Raw genomic sequence first — 14,626 nt, forward strand, 5'->3', positions numbered from 1 at the left:
TGAGCGCGCGATGGATGCGCTGATGGCGGCGTTCGTCGCCGCGCTCGTGATCGAGGTTGGCGATCGGGCGCCGTGGCTGGCGGCGATCCTCGGCGACCGATTCGCGCGGCGCGGCACGGTGATCGCCGCGACCGTGCTCGCGCTCGCGCTCGGCAACGGCATCGCGGGGGCGGGCGGGGGGCTGGTCGCCGCGCATCTCACGCCCAATGCGCGCGCGCTGCTGGTGTCGGTGGCCCTGCTCTCGGCGGGCCTGGGGGCGTTCGGCCGGCTGAAAGCGCCCGAACGACTCGTGACATGGCGAACCGGGGCGTTCGCGACGAGCTTCCTCGGCGTCGCCATCCTCGCCTTCGGGGACCGCACCCAGTTCGCGACGATGGCGTTCGCGGCGCGCGGCGACGCGCCCGTGCTCGCCGCGATCGGCGCGACGCTGGGGGCCGGGCTGGTCAACGCCGCCGCCGTGCTGACCGGAGAGCGTATGCGCAAGCGGTTGCCGATTCGCGCGATCCGTATCGGCACCGGGCTGCTGCTGTGCGCGGTCGGCGCGATCTCGGGCGTGTCGGCGTTGCGCCTGATCTAGCCACTCGATCAGTCCGATCGCAAAAACGTGGGCGGACAGGCGGGAGCCATTGCGCTATCGAATCGTTCACGCAACGAACTTATCCACAGGAGCTGTTCCGTGACCGACGACGCGCTGAAAACCCCGACCGACATCAAGTCCAACGCCGCGAAGACGGTCGCCGAGGCGCTCAACGCGATCCTCGCCGATTCGTTCGCGCTCTACCTCAAGACCAAGAACTTCCATTGGCACGTTTCGGGCCCGCATTTCCGCGATTATCATCTGATGCTCGACGATCAGGCGACGCAGATCCTCGGCACCACCGACGCGATCGCCGAGCGTGTGCGCAAGACCGGCAACACCACGCTGCGCTCGATCGGCGACATCGCGCGCCACCAGTCGATCGAGGACAATGACGAGGAATTCGTACCCGCCGCGCAGATGCTGATCGAGCTGCGCGAGGACAATCTCAAGCTGGTCGAGAAGCTGCGCGAGGCCAAGGACATCGTCGACGAGGCCAAGGACAATGCCACCAGCGGCATCCTCGACGAGTGGACCGACCTCGCCGAGGAGCGCGCCTGGTTCCTGTTCGAAGCGAGCCGCAACGCCTGAGCCACGCGGTTGTGGCCGGCCCGGCGCTCAGGCGCCGGGCTTCGGCCGCAGCGTCAGCAGCCAGAGATCGGGCGGCGCGCCGAGCCGGAACGGCACCCCGGTCGCGCCGAGCCCGGCGGTGACGACGACCTTTCCGGTGCCGTCGCCGATCATGCCGCAGCGATATTGCGCCGGCGTCACCTCGACGATCGGCCCAATCAGCGGCAACACCACCTGACCGCAATGCGTGTGTCCGGCGAGCAGCAGCGGCATGTCGGGCGCCATATCCTTGGCGATCTGAGGCGAATGCGTGAACACGACCGGCGCGCCGGGCAGAATCCGCATCTGCGCCATCGTGTAGATCGGGTGGGCATGGCCACTCGCCGCGTCATCGACTCCGCCCAGCACGAGCGGGCCGACCACCATCGCCTTGTCGCGCAGCAGCGTGATGCCGACAGCGGCAAGATCGCGCGCCACCACCGGCAGACCGGTCGCGTGATCGTGGTTGCCAGGCACCGCGAAAACGCCGAGCCGCGCGTGTAGGCCCTTCAGCGGCGCGATCATCGCCGGGCCGTGCAGCGCCGCGCCATCCTTGCGCTCGCCGAAGATGAAATCGCCCGCGATCAGTACCAGATCGGGATTGAGCGCATTGATCTGCGCGACGATCCGGTTCAGCCGCGTGGCGTCGCTCGCCAGCGAGCCGATGTGGATGTCGCTTACCAGCACGACGCGCACCACCGGTTGCCCGGCGGGCCAGCGCGGCAGTGCGATATCGGCGCGGCGCACCACCGGATCGCGCCGCGCTTCGGCGAAGGCATAAAGCGCGACCGCCACCCCGATCACGAGCAGCAGGCCGAAAGCGAGAAGAAGGCGGCGCATTGCTGCACCTGCTAACAGATGGCGCGGGCTGGCGGAACCACCGGCGTGGCCCCATGTTGAACCCTGATGCAAGCCTTCGCGCAGCTCCTCGATTCGCTCATCTACACGCGCTCGCGCAACGCGAAGCTCAAACTGATCGTCGATTATCTCCATGCCACGCCCGATCCCGATCGCGGCTGGGCGATGGCGGTGCTGACCGGCGACCTCGATCTGCCCGCGATCAAGCCGGCGCTGATCCGCGCGCTGATCGAGGCGCGAGTCGATCCGGTGCTGTTCGCGATGAGCCGCGAATATGTCGGCGACACCGCCGAGACGGTGAGCCTGCTGTGGCCGGACCCGATCGTGCCGCCGCGCGAGAGCGGGCCGCTGTCGCTCTCAGCCGTGATCGAGCGGCTCGGCAGCCTCTCGCGCGCCGATGCGCCGGGCGCGCTGGCGGCGATGCTCGACCGGCTCAACGCCAACGAGCGCTTCGCTCTGCTCAAGATGGCGATGGGCGCTTTGCGGATCGGCGTGTCGGCGCGGCTCGCAAAGACCGCGCTGGCACAGGCGTTCGCGATCGAGATCGAGGCGGTCGAGGAGCTGTGGCACGGCATCGACCCGCCCTATTCGGCGCTGTTCGCCTGGGCGCAGGGCGAAGGGGCGTTGCCGACCGCCGCCGACACGCCGGTGTTCCGCCCGTTCATGCTCGCGCACCCGCTCGAGGACGGCCGAGTCGATCTCGCCGACTATGCCGCCGAGTGGAAATGGGATGGTATCCGCGTCCAGCTCGTCCATGTCGCGGGCGAAACGCGGTTGTACAGCCGCGCGGGCGACGACATCACGCGCGCCTTCCCCGAAGTCGCGCGCGAATTCACCGTGCCGGGGGTGCTCGACGGCGAGCTGATGGTGAAGGGGGACGCGCAGGGACACAGCACCGAGGAGGGGGGTGCTGCAAGCTTCAACGCGCTTCAGCAGCGGCTCGGGCGCAAGGTGGTTTCGGCGAAGATGCTGGCTGAGGCGCCGGCGTTCGTGCGGCTTTACGACATCCTGTTCGACGGCGCCGAGGATTTGCGCGCGTTGGGGTGGACCGAGCGGCGCGCGCGGCTAGAGGATTTCGCGGCGCGGCTGCCGGCCGAGCGGTTCGACATCAGCGCGCTGATCGCCGCGCCCGATTTCACCACCCTCGAAGGCATTCGCGCCGGCGCGCGCGACGGGGCGATCGAGGGGGTGATGCTCAAGCGGCGTGACTCGGCGTATGTCGCCGGGCGGCGAGTCGGGCTGTGGTACAAATGGAAGCGCGATCCGCTCACCGCCGATTGCGTGATGATGTACGCGCAGCGCGGCAACGGGCGGCGCTCGTCCTTCTATTCGGATTACACCTTCGGCTGCTGGACCGAGGACGGCGAGCTGCTGCCGGTCGGCAAGGCCTATTCGGGCATCACCGACGAGGAGATGAAGATGCTCGACCGCTTCGTGCGCGCGCATACCACCGCGCGGTTCGGGCCGGTGCGCGAAGTCGAGAAGAGCCTGGTGCTGGAGATCGCGTTCGATTCGATCCACGAGTCGAAGCGGCACAAATCGGGCGTGGCGATGCGCTTCCCCCGCATCGCCCGCATCCGCACCGACAAGCCGGCGAACGAGGCGGATACGGTGGCGGGGCTCAGGCGGCTGGTGACGTAGCCCGCGAGGGCATCAGCCCTTTCCCCGAAACCGTTCGTCCTGAGTAACCACCGAGTAGCCCGCAGGGCGTATCGAGGTGGTGTATCGAAGGACAGGTAATCGCGCGGGGCGGTGCTTCGATACGCTACCTCGGTACGGCGCTGCGCGCCTACTCGGCAGCTACTCAGCACGAACGGAGGTACTTGTCGTAGTCGCGCTTCATGCCGGGCCTCAGCCCGTGCGGCGCACGTCCTTGGCGATGCCGTCGAGCAGCCCGTTGACGAACCCGGCCTCGCGCTTGTCGAAGAAGGCGTGCGCGACATCGACATATTCGCTGATGACGGTGGCGACCGGCACATCGACTCGCGCGAGCAATTCGTAGGTGCCGGCGCGCAGGATCGCGCGCATCGACTTGTCGAGCCGTTCGAGCGTCCAGCCGCTCGCGAGCTTCTGGCGGATCGCCGCGTCGATCTCGGCGCCGCGCGCGGTCGCGCCGGTCACGACATCGTCGAAGAAGGCGACGTCGGCCTCGGCATATTCGGCATCCTCGATGGTCGCGCCGAGCCGGTGGTTGTGAAATTCGTGGAGCAGGCGCGGCACCGGCGTCCCCTCCATCTCATGCTGGTAGAGGGCCTGGGTGGCGGCGAGACGCGCGGCGGCGCGGGCCTTGGATCGGGCAGCGGTACGGGAAGACATTCGGGGCCTTTAGCGAAGGCGGGCGAAAAATCACACCCCGTTCGTGCCGAGCGAAGTCGAGGCACCTGCGCTCGGGGCTGCCCCTCGACTTCGCTCGGGGCGAACGGCTGTTGGTGTTTTACAGCCGTAGTGCGACCGACTTGGCGTGCGCGGGCAGTCCTTCGGTTTCCGCGAGCGCCACCGCCGCCGGGCCGATCGCGGCGAGGCTGGCGGGATCGAGTTGGAGGAAGCTGGTGCGCTTCATGAAATCGAGCACCGACAGCCCGCTCGCGAAGCGCGCGCGGCGGCCGGTTGGCAGCACGTGGTTCGGGCCGGCGACATAATCGCCGATCGCCTCGGGCGTGTGGCGGCCGAGGAACACCGATCCGGCGTGGCGCACGCGATCGAACAGGCTTTGCGGATCGTCGCACGCCAGTTCGAGATGCTCGGGCGCGAGCCGGTCGACCAGCGGGATCGCTTCTTCGAGGCTGGCGGTGACGATGATCGCGCCGTTCGCGTCCCAGCTTCGCCGCGCGGTATCGGCGGTGGCGAGCTGGCCGATCTGGAGATCGACCGCGTCGGCGACGGCGTCCGCAAACGCGGCATCGTCGGTGAACAGGATCGACTGGCTGGTCGGATCATGCTCGGCTTGGCTGAGCAAGTCGGCGGCGATCCATTGGGGGTCGTTCCTGCCGTCCGCCACCACGACGATCTCGCTCGGCCCCGCCACCATGTCGATGCCGACGAGGCCGTAAAGCTGGCGCTTGGCCTCGGCGACCCAGGCGTTGCCCGGCCCGGTGATGACGTCGACCGCCGCGATCCGCTGCGTACCGTAAGCCAGGGCGGCGATCGCCTGCGCGCCGCCGACGCGCCACACCTCATCCACCCCCGCGAGGTGCGCGGCGGCGAGCACCAGCGGGTTGACCTCGCCCTTCGGCGTGGGCGTGACCATCACCAGCCGCTCGACCCCGGCGACCCGCGCGGGGATCGCGTTCATCAGCACCGAGGACGGATAGGCGGCGCGGCCGCCGGGGATGTAGATGCCGGCCGCTTCGATCGCGTTCCAGCGCGCGCCGAGCCGGACGCCCGCCGAGTCGGTGGTGTCGCTATCGGCCGGCTTCTGCTTCTCGTGATAGGCGGTGATGCGCGCGGCGGCGAGATCGAGCGCGGCGCGCAGATCCGGCGCGAGCGCTTCGTAGGCGGCGATCCACTCGGATTTTTCGATCCGCCAGCCGGTCGCATGGAGATCGTGCCCGTCGAACTTCTGCGTGAACGCGGCGAGCGCGGCATCGCCCTCGTCGCGCACGCTGGTGACGATCGTGCGGACATCGCGCGCGACATCGGCATCGACCTCGCGGCGTGCGTTGACGAGCGCGGTGAAGTCGACGGCGAAGGCGGGATCGGATGTGGCGAGGCGGATCACATTCCCCTCCCGCTTGCGGGAGGGGCTAGGGGAGGGCATGTCCCCAGACGTGCGGCGGGTGAGGAGGACAGGCCCTCCCCCAGCCCCTCCCACAAGTGGGAGGGGAGTGAAGTCGCGTCACGCGGCATCGCGCATCTCCACCGCCTGCCGGAAGCGTTCGACCAGCGGCACCACCTCACCGCGCGTCTTGAACGCGGCGCGGTTGACGATCAGCCGCGAGGAGACCTCGGCGATCACCTCGACCTCGACCAGCCCGTTCTCCTTGAGCGTGCGCCCCGAGGAGACCAGATCGACGATGCGCGGCGCGAGGCCGAGCAGCGGCGCCAGTTCCATCGCGCCGTTGAGCTTGACGCACTCGGCCTGCACGCCGCGCGCTTCGAAATGCTGCGCGGTGACGTGCGGATATTTGGTGGCGATGCGGATGTGGCTCCAGCCGCGCGGGTCGTCGCCTGCCGCCATCTGCGCGGGTTCGGCGACCGACAGCCGGCAATGGCCGATGCCGAGATCGACTGGCGCGTATAGTTCGGAATAGTCGAACTCCGCCAGCACGTCCGAGCCGACGATGCCGAGTTGCGCGGCCCCGTGCGCGACGAAGGTGGCGACATCGAACGCGCGCACGCGGATCAGGTCGATGCCGGGCGTCTGCGTGTGGAAGCGCAAAGCGCGGCTGCCCTCGTCGCTGAACGCTGCCTCGGGGACGATGCCGGCGCGTTCGAGCAGCGGCACCGCTTCTTCGAGGATGCGACCCTTGGGGACGGCGATGATGATCGGATCGGTCATGAAGGCGCGGCTTTACTTGCGCGGCGGCACCGGCGCAACAGAGCGCAGGAGGCGAATCATGGTGGATGAAGCGGCGAACCGGCAGGCGTTCGGGGTCCAGCAGCATTTCTGCGAGACGATGGGCGCGCCGATCACCGCGCGGATCTGCGCCGCGCTCGCGGTGAGCCTCGACCGTACGACGCGAACGGGCGCGCGCATTCTCGACTGGCCGGGCGAGCCGACCGCCGACGCGCTGCCGCTGCGCACGGTCGGCGGGCTGCATGCGCTCGACCTCGCCGGGGTCGCGCCGGAGTTGAGCCGTGTGTTCGCGGGTGAGGTGGTGGCACCTGGGCCGGTGCAAACGGTGTTGCGGGCCACTTTCGCCGTGCATGACGATGCGCTGCTAGCCTGGCTCGATGGCCCGCCGCAGACCAACGAGGCTGGCCGCTCGGCGGTCTTGATGACCGGGCTGACCGAGGTGGCGCGGCGGTACGGCCTGCCGCTGGACCTGATCGAGATCGGATCGAGCGCGGGTCTCAACCTGCTGATCGATCGCTTCCGCTTCGATCTCGGGGGTATGGGGGTGGGGCCGGCGGACTCGCCCGTCGTGATCCGCCCCGACTGGCGCGGCGCGCCGCCGCCGGCGGTGGCGGTCGCGATCCAGTCGGTGCGCGGGGTCGAAATCGCGCCCGTCGATGTGCGCGATCCCGCTGCCGCCGAGCGGCTGCGCGCCTATGTGTGGGCGGACAATCCGGACCGGATGGAGCGCCTGACGCGGGCAATCGCGATGATCCGCGCGAAGCCGGTCGCGCTTGAACAGGGCGACGCCGCCGACTGGGTGGAAGCGCGCCTCGCCGAGCCGCAGCCCGACGGCGTCGTGCGCGTGTTGATGCATTCGGTGGTGTGGCAGTATCTGGGTGCCGAACGGCAGGCGCGGATCGCGGCGGCGATGGCGCAGGCGGCGGCGCATGCCACGCCCGAACGCCCGCTCGCGTGGGTGCGGATGGAGCCGGATCGCGCGATCGCCGAGCAGCAATTGTGGGTGCAGAGCTGGCCCGGCCACGACGAACCGGTCAAGCTCGCCCGCGCGCAGGCGCATGGCGCGTGGATCGAGCCCATCTGACGTCGCCCCGGCTAGGCCGGGGCCGCTATGTGTGGGGCATCCGATTCGCCAAACTACGCAACGGCCCCGGCCTGCGCCGGGGCGACGGTTCTACCGTTGGTTCGCGACCACCACCTGCGCCGTCCCCCCCGCTCCGTTCGTGCTGAGCGAAGTCGAAGCACGTGCCGCAGACGTCAGCGCTTGAGGCACGCCCTTCGACTTCGCTCAGGGCGAACGGAGTGGGGGTGGGTGCCCGTGCTCTTTCCCAATTTCACGCTTCTACTGCCCGTTCGCCACCACCGCCTGCACCACCGACTGCATCAGTTCCTGTCGCTGCGGGATCGTGCGTGGGGTGTCGCCGATCATCACCGCGATCGCATAAGCGCGGCCATCGGGCGCCATTAGCAGGCCGACGTCGTTATAGCCGGCAGTGCGCCCCGCGAGATCCTGGCCGGTGCCGGTCTTGTGGCCGAAGCTCCAGCCCGGCGGCACCGCGCCGCGCATGCGCTGCTTGCCGGTCTTGGACGATTCCATCGTGCTGATGAGGTAGGCGGTCGAGGTGGGCGAGAGCAGCTCGCCCTTCTTGAGCCGTGCCAGCGCATCGGCGATCGCGCGCGGGGCGGCGCCGTCGGGCGGATCGGCGACGTAGCGTTCGAACGCGGCGATGCGGGCCGATTGCGGCAGCCGCGCGCGCGCGAGCGAGAAGGCGTTGCCGAACGCATATTCGGGCCGCCAGGTCAGCCCGGCGGTCGCACTCTGGAGCAGGCGCTCGCCGGGGCCGAAGCGGATGTTGCCGAGGCCCTTGCGCGCGATGAAGGCGCGCACCGCGCTCGGGCCGCCGACATAGCGCAGCAGCCGATCGTTGCAGGTGTTGTCGCTCATCGTCAGCGCGCGGCGCAGCAATTCGCCGACCGTGGTCTGATATTCACCGTTCTTGAGCAGCGAGGCGACCGGCTGGTGGAACAGCGTCAGGTCGTTGCGGGTGAGGGTGATCGGATCGTCGAGCGTGAGCCGGCCGGAATCGCGGAAATCGAGCACGGTCATCGCCACCCACAGCTTGCTCACGCTTTGCTGCGGCAGGCGGACATCGCCGTTGCTTTCGACCGTCCAGCCCTTGTCGATGCTGCGCACCGCGACGCCGACGCGGCCGTCGAAGCTGCGCGCCACCGCGTTGATCGAGCGCGCCAGCGCCTCGGGCGCGGCGACCGGGCGGGGCGTGGACGGCGGCACCGCCATCACGACCTGCGCGGGGTAGCGTGGGGGAAGCGCGCCGGGCGCCCGCGCCACCGTCCGCGTGTCTTGGACGCAGGCGCACAGCGCCACGGCGAGCAGGATACCGGTGAGCGGCCGGGACGATTCGAATGCCAAGGTGTCGGTCACTTCATGGTTGCCCTGCCAACCCCCATCTGCAGGAAGAGCCGAAGGTGCGGATTCTTTCGCAACTTGGCAATATCATAACATCCCGCCCGAGTCGGCCATCGCGACGAGCCGACGCAAATCAGCGGCAAATGCTGCTCGCTCAGGGAACCAGCACCGTGTCGATCGCCTCCGGGAGCATCTCGGGATAATCGAGCGTGTAGTGCAAGCCCCTGGATTCCTTGCGGTGCAACGCCGATCGCACGATCAGTTCGGCGGTCTGGAGCAGGTTGCGCAGCTCGATCAGGTCGGGCGTCACGCGGAAGTGGCCGTAATAATCGTTGATCTCGTCGGTGAGCATGCGGATGCGGTGCTGCGCGCGCTCGAGCCGCTTGGTGGTGCGCACGATGCCGACGTAATTCCACATGAAGCGCCGGATCTCGGTCCAGTTCTGCTTGATGACCACCTCTTCGTCCGAATCGGTGACGCGGCTTTCGTCCCAGGGGCGGATGCGGGGCGGCGGCGGCAGATCCTCCCAATGGTCGGTGATGTGGCGCGCGCACGCCTCGCCGAACACGAAACATTCGAGCAGCGAGTTGGAAGCGAGCCGGTTGGCGCCGTGCAGCCCGCTTTCCGAACATTCCCCCGCCGCATAGAGCGCGGGCAGATCGGTGCGCCCGTCGATATCGATGACGATGCCGCCGCAGGTGTAATGTTGCGCGGGCACGACCGGAATCGGCTCTTTGGTCATGTCGATGCCGAGACCGAGCAGCTTCTCCTTGATGTTGGGGAAATGCTCGTTGATGAAATCGGCGCCGCGGTGGCTGATGTCGAGATGGACGTAATCGAGCCCGAGCCGCTTGATCTCGTGGTCGATCGCGCGCGCGACGATATCGCGCGGCGCGAGCTCGGCGCGGGGATCGAAATCGGGCATGAAGCGGTAGCCTGAATCCGGCAGCAGCAGATGCCCGCCTTCGCCGCGCACCGCTTCGGTGATGAGGAAGTTCTTGACGTCGAGGTTGTACAGGCAGGTGGGGTGGAACTGCATCATCTCCATGTTGGAGACGCGCGCGCCCGCGCGCCACGCCATCGCGATGCCGTCGCCGGTCGCGCCGCGCGGCGCGGTCGAGAACAGATAGGTGCGGCCCGCGCCGCCGGTGGCGAGGATCGTCGCGCGCGCGGTGAACAGCTCGACGCGGCCGGTCGCGCGGTTGACCGCATAGACGCCCCAGACATGCCCCGCGCCCGAATAGCGCTCCTCATGCTTGCTGGTGGCGAGATCGACGCAGACCATGTCGGGGATCAGCCGGATGTTGGGATGCGCTTCCGCCGCCGTCTGGAGCGCGACCTGCACGGCATGGCCGGTCGCGTCATCGACATGGACGATGCGGCGATGCGAATGCCCGCCCTCGCGCGTGAGATGCGGCGCGTTACCCTCCATGTTGAAGGGCACGCCGAGTTCGGTCAGCCGCGCGATCGCCTTGGGCGCGTTCTCGACGACGAACTCGACCGTCGCCAGATCGTTGAGGCCGGCGCCCGCAATCATCGTATCGTTAATGTGGCTCTCGAACGTGTCGCCCGGTTCGAGCACCGCGGCGATTCCGCCCTGCGCCCAGGCGGTCGATCCTTCATCGAGCCTGCCCTTGGCGAGCACCGTTACCTTGAAATGATCGGCGAGGTTGAGCGCGGCGGTCAGCCCCGCCGCGCCCGAGCCGATGATGAGGATGTCGCTCGTATGGGCGTCTGGCATGCGATGCTTATTCCGTTCGTGTCGAGCGTAGTCGAGACACCCGCCCCCGCCCAGGTGTCTCGACTACGCTCGACACGAACGGGGGAAGGGTTTCTGATCGGTTCAGGCCGCGTTCGCCGCGCGGGTGAGGTTGAGGAACACGTCTTCCAGATCGGCCTCGCGCGTGCTGACATCGACGATGCCGAACCCGTCCGACTGGATCGCGGCGAGCACCTGGCCCGCGTTGACCCGGTCCTTGCGATAGGTCACTTCCAGCACGCGGTCGCCCTTGAGCGCGATCTTCTCGAAACTGTCATGCACCGGCGCCGCCGCCACGTCGCGATCGACCGTCACCGCGACGATCTTCTCCTGCGCCATGCCGACCAAGGCGCGGGTCGGTTCGTTGGCGATCAGCCGACCGTGGTTGATGATGGCGATCCGGTCGCAGAGCTCCTCGGCCTCTTCGAGATAGTGCGTGGTCAGCACCACCGTCACGCCCTGATCGTTGAGCGTCTTCACATAGGCCCAGAGCTGCTGGCGAAGCTCGATATCGACACCGGCGGTCGGCTCGTCGAGCACCAGCACCGGCGGCGAGTGAACCATCGCCTTGGCCACCATCAGGCGGCGCTTCATCCCCCCCGACAGCGTACGCGCATAGGCATTGGCCTTGTCCTCGAGATGCACCGCGCGGAGCAATTCCATCGAGCGGCGGTGGCCCTTGGGCACCCCGTACAGGCCGGCGGCGATCTCGAGCGTCTCGAACGGGGAGAAGAACGGATCGAACAGGATCTCCTGATTGACGATGCCGATCGACACCTTGGCGTTGCGCGGATGCTGATCGATGTCGAACCCCCAGATCGTCGCCGATCCGCTGGTCTTGTTGACCAGCCCCGCGAGGATGTTGATGAGCGTCGACTTGCCCGCGCCGTTCGGCCCGAGCAGCCCGAAGATTTGGCCGCGCGGCACGTCGAACGTCACGCCATCGAGCGCGCGCTTGCCGCCCTGATAGGTCTTGCACAGATCGGTGATCGCGATGGCGGCTTCGGTCATGGGCGGACCTTTAGGCCGCGCGGCCAAGCGCGCCAACCCCGCAGAGAGCAATTGAAGCCGCGCGCCGGCGCTGCTATCGCTCGCCGCCATGATCGCACCGCCCGAAATCACCCGCGTCCACCAGCCCCGCGTCGCCTGTGACGGCGCCAGCGAGATTCCCGGCGGGGCCGCGCTCGGCCATCCGCGCGTGTTTCTCGAAATCGACGAGACCGGCTATGTCGATTGCGGCTATTGCGACCGCCGCTTCGTGCTGATCGGCGGCCCGGCCGACGGCGTCGACCAGTCGACCCTGCCCGATCATCCGGCCGGCGCGAGCATCTGAACGACGGATCGGCGCGGGGGTCATTTACCCGGCGTCGAGCGGCCCTATATTGGCGGGATGAACAGCCCCACCGATCCGCGCGCCTTCCTCTATCGTGACGGCCAGCTTTCTCCCGACGAGGCGCAGGCGCTCGCCGCGAGCGCGCTGTCGCGCGCCGAGGATGGCGAACTCTATCTGCAATATCGCAAGTCCGAGGCGTTCGGCTTCGACGACGGTCGGTTGAAGACCGCGAGCTACGACACGCATTCGGGCTTCGGCCTGCGCGCCGTCTCGGGCGAGACGACCGCGTTCGCGCACGCCAACGAGCTTAGCGCCGACGCGATCCGCCGCGCGACCGAGACGATGGCGCTGATCGATCCCGCCACCGGCCCCAAGGCCGCGCCGCCGCGCGCGACCAACCGGCACCTCTATACCGCCGCCGATCCGCTCGATCTGGTGCCGTTCGCCGACAAGGTGAATCTGTGCCAGACGATCGACGCCGCCGCACGCGCGCGCGATCCGCGCGTCAGCCAGGTGTCTGTATCGCTGATGGGAAGCTGGCAGGTCGTCGAGATCGTGCGGCCCGACGGTTTCATCGCGACCGACGTGCGCCCGCTGGTGCGACTGAACGTCTCGATCGTGGTCGAGCAGAACGGCCGCCGCGAAACCGGCACGCATGGTCTGGGCGGGCGCTATCTCTATGCCGATCTGTTCGAGCCCGAGACATGGAACCGCGCGATCGACATGGCACTGGCGCAGGCGGTGGTGAATCTCGACTCGGTCGCGGCGCCCGCCGGCGAGATGACGGTGCTGCTCGGGCCGGGCTGGCCGGGCATCCTGCTCCACGAAGCGATCGGCCACGGCCTTGAAGGCGACTTCAACCGCAAGGGGACCTCGGCCTTTTCCGGCCGGATCGGCGAGCGCGTCGCCGCGCCGGGCGTGACGGTGGTGGATGACGGTTCGATCATGGACCGGCGCGGCTCGCTGTCGATCGACGACGAGGGCACACCGACCCAGGAGAACGTGCTGATCGAGGACGGTATCCTCAAAGGCTATATCCACGACCGCCTCAACGCGCGGCTGATGGGGGTCGCGCCGACCGGCAACGGCCGCCGCGAATCGTTCGCGCACGCGCCGATGCCGCGCATGACCAACACCTTCATGCGCGGTGGCAGCGACGATCCCGCCGAACTGCTCAGCCGCGTCAAGACCGGCATTTTCGCCAAGTCGTTCGGCGGCGGGCAGGTCGATATCGTCTCGGGCAAGTTCGTCTTCTCCTGCACCGAGGCGTACCGGATCGAAAACGGCAAGCTCGGCGCGCCGATCAAGGGCGCGACGCTGATCGGCGATGGCCCTACCTGCCTCACCAAGGTCAAGGGCATCGGCAACGACTTCGCGCTCGACGAGGGCGTCGGCATGTGCGGCAAGGGCGGCCAGAGCGTGCCGGCGGGCGTCGGGCAGCCGACGCTGCTGGTCGAGGGGCTGACGGTCGGCGGGACGGCGGTCTAGCGCGGCGCCGCCGCGCCGGCGTCAGGGCGCTGGCGCGGCCGGGTCGAGAAGAATCTCGCCGCCGAGCGCGGTGACCGCCGATCGCAGGACCGTCCTCCCGACCAGATTGACCAGCAGCAGCCCCAGCAGATTCGCCTTGAGCGCGTTGGAGAGCGTGCTGCGGGCGATGATGCCGGTCTGCTCGCGCGCGGCGGTCTGCTCGTCGGCGTCGATGTTCTGCATCACGCCGAAGCAGAACGCGGGCAACGCATCCACCGCCTTGGCGAAATCGACGTTGCGCATGATCTCGGGAACTTCGCTCGCGCGCGGCAACGCGCGGCTGCGGTCGACCGACCGATCGGTCACCGCGAGCAGCACCTGCAGGATCGCGCTCGGCCCGATTTCGAGCGTCGCGTCGCCCTGTCGCACCGTGAACAGGGTGGTGCGGAAGAAGGCGACCGCCGCGAGCCCCGCCGCGAGCACTTGCACCGTGACCAGCCGGACGGGGTCCGCCGCCTTGATCCCGAATTTGACATCGAACACCAGCACGAGGTGATAGGCGAGGAGCGAACTGAGCGCGTTGAAGCCGATATACAGCATGCCCGCCGGCTGGCGGAGCGTCGCGACCGGATCGTCGCGATAGCGCCGCAACAGCTCCACCGATCCGGCGATGCCGCCGATCAGTCCCGCGAAGACATAGTTAGCGAGCATCGCCACCATGATTTACCCCGTTTTCCGCGCGCCCCCGCGCCGCGTGCGTCTACTCCATCGGCGCCAGATCATTGCCCAGGCTGGTCAGCGCGTATCGCCCGCCGCTGTCGCCGTCGGTCTTCCGGACCAGTTTGAATTGCTGCATGTCCTCGAGCACCTTCAGCGTCTGCGTCGGGCTGCCGCTGGTCTGGGCGACCAAATCGCGCAGGCTGATCGGCTCGGGCGCCTTGGCGAGCAGCGACAGCAGTTCGTTCTCGATCTCGGGATGCGGGGCCGCGCCGGCCGGCGACGCCTCCGGCGCCCGGCTACCCGACAGGAAAGACCCGAAGATATCGACTTTCTTTGCGTCCATGTGAACACTGACCTTT

General features: G+C 68.4%; 15 protein-coding genes. 6 read left to right on the forward strand and 9 right to left on the reverse strand.

Features of this window, described 5'->3' with window-relative positions:
- Positions 1 to 22: 22 nt before the first annotated feature.
- Together BLS81_RS10130 and BLS81_RS10135 are read left to right on the forward strand one after the other, a co-directional pair.
- Complete coding sequence (locus BLS81_RS10130) at positions 23 to 577, forward strand: TMEM165/GDT1 family protein (protein WP_256326173.1); 555 nt, start codon at positions 23 to 25, stop codon at positions 575 to 577.
- Positions 578 to 676: 99 nt separating this feature from the next.
- The gene (locus BLS81_RS10135) at positions 677 to 1,168 is read left to right on the forward strand and encodes a Dps family protein (protein ID WP_093223516.1); all 492 of its coding nucleotides are present in this window, start codon (positions 677 to 679) and stop codon (positions 1,166 to 1,168) included.
- 27 nt (positions 1,169 to 1,195) lie between these two features.
- On the opposite strand, the gene BLS81_RS10140 is transcribed toward BLS81_RS10135, so the two are convergent.
- Positions 1,196 to 2,026, reverse strand: coding sequence for a metallophosphoesterase (locus BLS81_RS10140; RefSeq protein ID WP_093223517.1), 831 nt, complete (start codon positions 2,024 to 2,026; stop codon positions 1,196 to 1,198).
- Positions 2,027 to 2,092: 66 nt separating this feature from the next.
- Here BLS81_RS10140 and BLS81_RS10145 point away from each other — a divergent pair, with 66 nt between their 5' ends.
- Complete coding sequence (locus BLS81_RS10145) at positions 2,093 to 3,685, forward strand: cisplatin damage response ATP-dependent DNA ligase (RefSeq protein ID WP_093223519.1); 1,593 nt, start codon at positions 2,093 to 2,095, stop codon at positions 3,683 to 3,685.
- Positions 3,686 to 3,895: 210 nt separating this feature from the next.
- On the opposite strand, the gene nusB is transcribed toward BLS81_RS10145, so the two are convergent.
- The 3 genes from nusB to hisG all read right to left on the reverse strand — a co-directional run bounded on the left by nusB (position 3,896) and on the right by hisG (position 6,542).
- On the reverse strand, positions 3,896 to 4,360 hold the full coding sequence (gene nusB / locus BLS81_RS10150; protein ID WP_093223520.1) for a transcription antitermination factor NusB: 465 nt from the start codon (positions 4,358 to 4,360) through the stop codon (positions 3,896 to 3,898).
- A 118-nt stretch (positions 4,361 to 4,478) separates the two neighbouring features.
- The gene (gene hisD / locus BLS81_RS10155) at positions 4,479 to 5,762 is read right to left on the reverse strand and encodes a histidinol dehydrogenase (RefSeq protein WP_093223522.1); all 1,284 of its coding nucleotides are present in this window, start codon (positions 5,760 to 5,762) and stop codon (positions 4,479 to 4,481) included.
- A 117-nt stretch (positions 5,763 to 5,879) separates the two neighbouring features.
- Entirely contained in the window at positions 5,880 to 6,542 is a 663-nt protein-coding gene (hisG, locus tag BLS81_RS10160; RefSeq protein WP_093223523.1) for an ATP phosphoribosyltransferase, read from the reverse strand.
- A 58-nt stretch (positions 6,543 to 6,600) separates the two neighbouring features.
- Between hisG and BLS81_RS10165 the strand changes: the two genes are divergently transcribed.
- Positions 6,601 to 7,644 carry a DUF2332 domain-containing protein gene (locus BLS81_RS10165; protein ID WP_093223768.1) on the forward strand — a complete coding sequence of 348 codons (1,044 nt, stop codon included), beginning with the start codon at positions 6,601 to 6,603 and terminating at the stop codon, positions 7,642 to 7,644.
- Between the two features lie 258 nt (positions 7,645 to 7,902).
- On the opposite strand, the gene bla is transcribed toward BLS81_RS10165, so the two are convergent.
- The 3 genes from bla to BLS81_RS10180 form a co-directional block, all read right to left on the reverse strand.
- Positions 7,903 to 9,003: a class A beta-lactamase gene (gene bla, locus BLS81_RS10170; RefSeq protein ID WP_371128272.1), complete on the reverse strand. Its 1,101-nt coding sequence runs from the start codon at positions 9,001 to 9,003 to the stop codon at positions 7,903 to 7,905.
- Positions 9,004 to 9,142: 139 nt separating this feature from the next.
- Positions 9,143 to 10,729 carry an L-aspartate oxidase gene (gene nadB / locus BLS81_RS10175; protein ID WP_093223525.1) on the reverse strand — a complete coding sequence of 529 codons (1,587 nt, stop codon included), beginning with the start codon at positions 10,727 to 10,729 and terminating at the stop codon, positions 9,143 to 9,145.
- A 102-nt stretch (positions 10,730 to 10,831) separates the two neighbouring features.
- Positions 10,832 to 11,758, reverse strand: a complete 927-nt coding sequence (locus tag BLS81_RS10180) for an ABC transporter ATP-binding protein (protein WP_093223771.1) — start codon at positions 11,756 to 11,758, stop codon at positions 10,832 to 10,834.
- An 88-nt stretch (positions 11,759 to 11,846) separates the two neighbouring features.
- Here BLS81_RS10180 and BLS81_RS10185 point away from each other — a divergent pair, with 88 nt between their 5' ends.
- Both BLS81_RS10185 and tldD read left to right on the forward strand, forming a co-directional pair.
- Positions 11,847 to 12,080, forward strand: coding sequence for a zinc-finger domain-containing protein (locus BLS81_RS10185; RefSeq protein WP_093223526.1), 234 nt, complete (start codon positions 11,847 to 11,849; stop codon positions 12,078 to 12,080).
- A 57-nt stretch (positions 12,081 to 12,137) separates the two neighbouring features.
- Complete coding sequence (gene tldD, locus BLS81_RS10190; protein ID WP_093223528.1) at positions 12,138 to 13,568, forward strand: metalloprotease TldD; 1,431 nt, start codon at positions 12,138 to 12,140, stop codon at positions 13,566 to 13,568.
- A 21-nt stretch (positions 13,569 to 13,589) separates the two neighbouring features.
- Here the strand turns inward: tldD and BLS81_RS10195 are convergent, their stop codons facing one another.
- Positions 13,590 to 14,267: a hypothetical protein gene (locus BLS81_RS10195; protein ID WP_093223529.1), complete on the reverse strand. Its 678-nt coding sequence runs from the start codon at positions 14,265 to 14,267 to the stop codon at positions 13,590 to 13,592.
- A gap of 40 nt (positions 14,268 to 14,307) precedes the next feature.
- Entirely contained in the window at positions 14,308 to 14,610 is a 303-nt protein-coding gene (locus BLS81_RS10200) for a hypothetical protein (protein ID WP_093223531.1), read from the reverse strand.
- Positions 14,611 to 14,626 lie beyond the last annotated feature (16 nt).

This window comes from Sphingomonas sp. NFR15 (assembly GCF_900103265.1).
In the GTDB taxonomy this organism is placed as follows: domain Bacteria; phylum Pseudomonadota; class Alphaproteobacteria; order Sphingomonadales; family Sphingomonadaceae; genus Sphingomonas; species Sphingomonas pollutisoli.

Excerpts from the sequence above, each read along its gene's own strand:
- BLS81_RS10165 (WP_093223768.1), top strand. The coding sequence starts at position 6,601 with ATGGTGGATGAAGCGGCGAACCGGCAGGCGTTCGGGGTCCAGCAGCAT.
- hisG (WP_093223523.1), bottom strand. The coding sequence starts at position 6,542 with ATGACCGATCCGATCATCATCGCCGTCCCCAAGGGTCGCATCCTCGAA.
- BLS81_RS10200 (WP_093223531.1), bottom strand. The coding sequence starts at position 14,610 with ATGGACGCAAAGAAAGTCGATATCTTCGGGTCTTTCCTGTCGGGTAGC.
- BLS81_RS10180 (WP_093223771.1), bottom strand. The coding sequence starts at position 11,758 with ATGACCGAAGCCGCCATCGCGATCACCGATCTGTGCAAGACCTATCAG.
- nusB (WP_093223520.1), bottom strand. The coding sequence starts at position 4,360 with ATGTCTTCCCGTACCGCTGCCCGATCCAAGGCCCGCGCCGCCGCGCGT.
- BLS81_RS10185 (WP_093223526.1), top strand. The coding sequence starts at position 11,847 with ATGATCGCACCGCCCGAAATCACCCGCGTCCACCAGCCCCGCGTCGCC.
- tldD (WP_093223528.1), top strand. The coding sequence starts at position 12,138 with ATGAACAGCCCCACCGATCCGCGCGCCTTCCTCTATCGTGACGGCCAG.
- BLS81_RS10140 (WP_093223517.1), bottom strand. The coding sequence starts at position 2,026 with ATGCGCCGCCTTCTTCTCGCTTTCGGCCTGCTGCTCGTGATCGGGGTG.
- BLS81_RS10195 (WP_093223529.1), bottom strand. The coding sequence starts at position 14,267 with ATGGTGGCGATGCTCGCTAACTATGTCTTCGCGGGACTGATCGGCGGC.
- nadB (WP_093223525.1), bottom strand. The coding sequence starts at position 10,729 with ATGCCAGACGCCCATACGAGCGACATCCTCATCATCGGCTCGGGCGCG.
- BLS81_RS10145 (WP_093223519.1), top strand. The coding sequence starts at position 2,093 with ATGCAAGCCTTCGCGCAGCTCCTCGATTCGCTCATCTACACGCGCTCG.
- BLS81_RS10130 (WP_256326173.1), top strand. The coding sequence starts at position 23 with ATGGCGGCGTTCGTCGCCGCGCTCGTGATCGAGGTTGGCGATCGGGCG.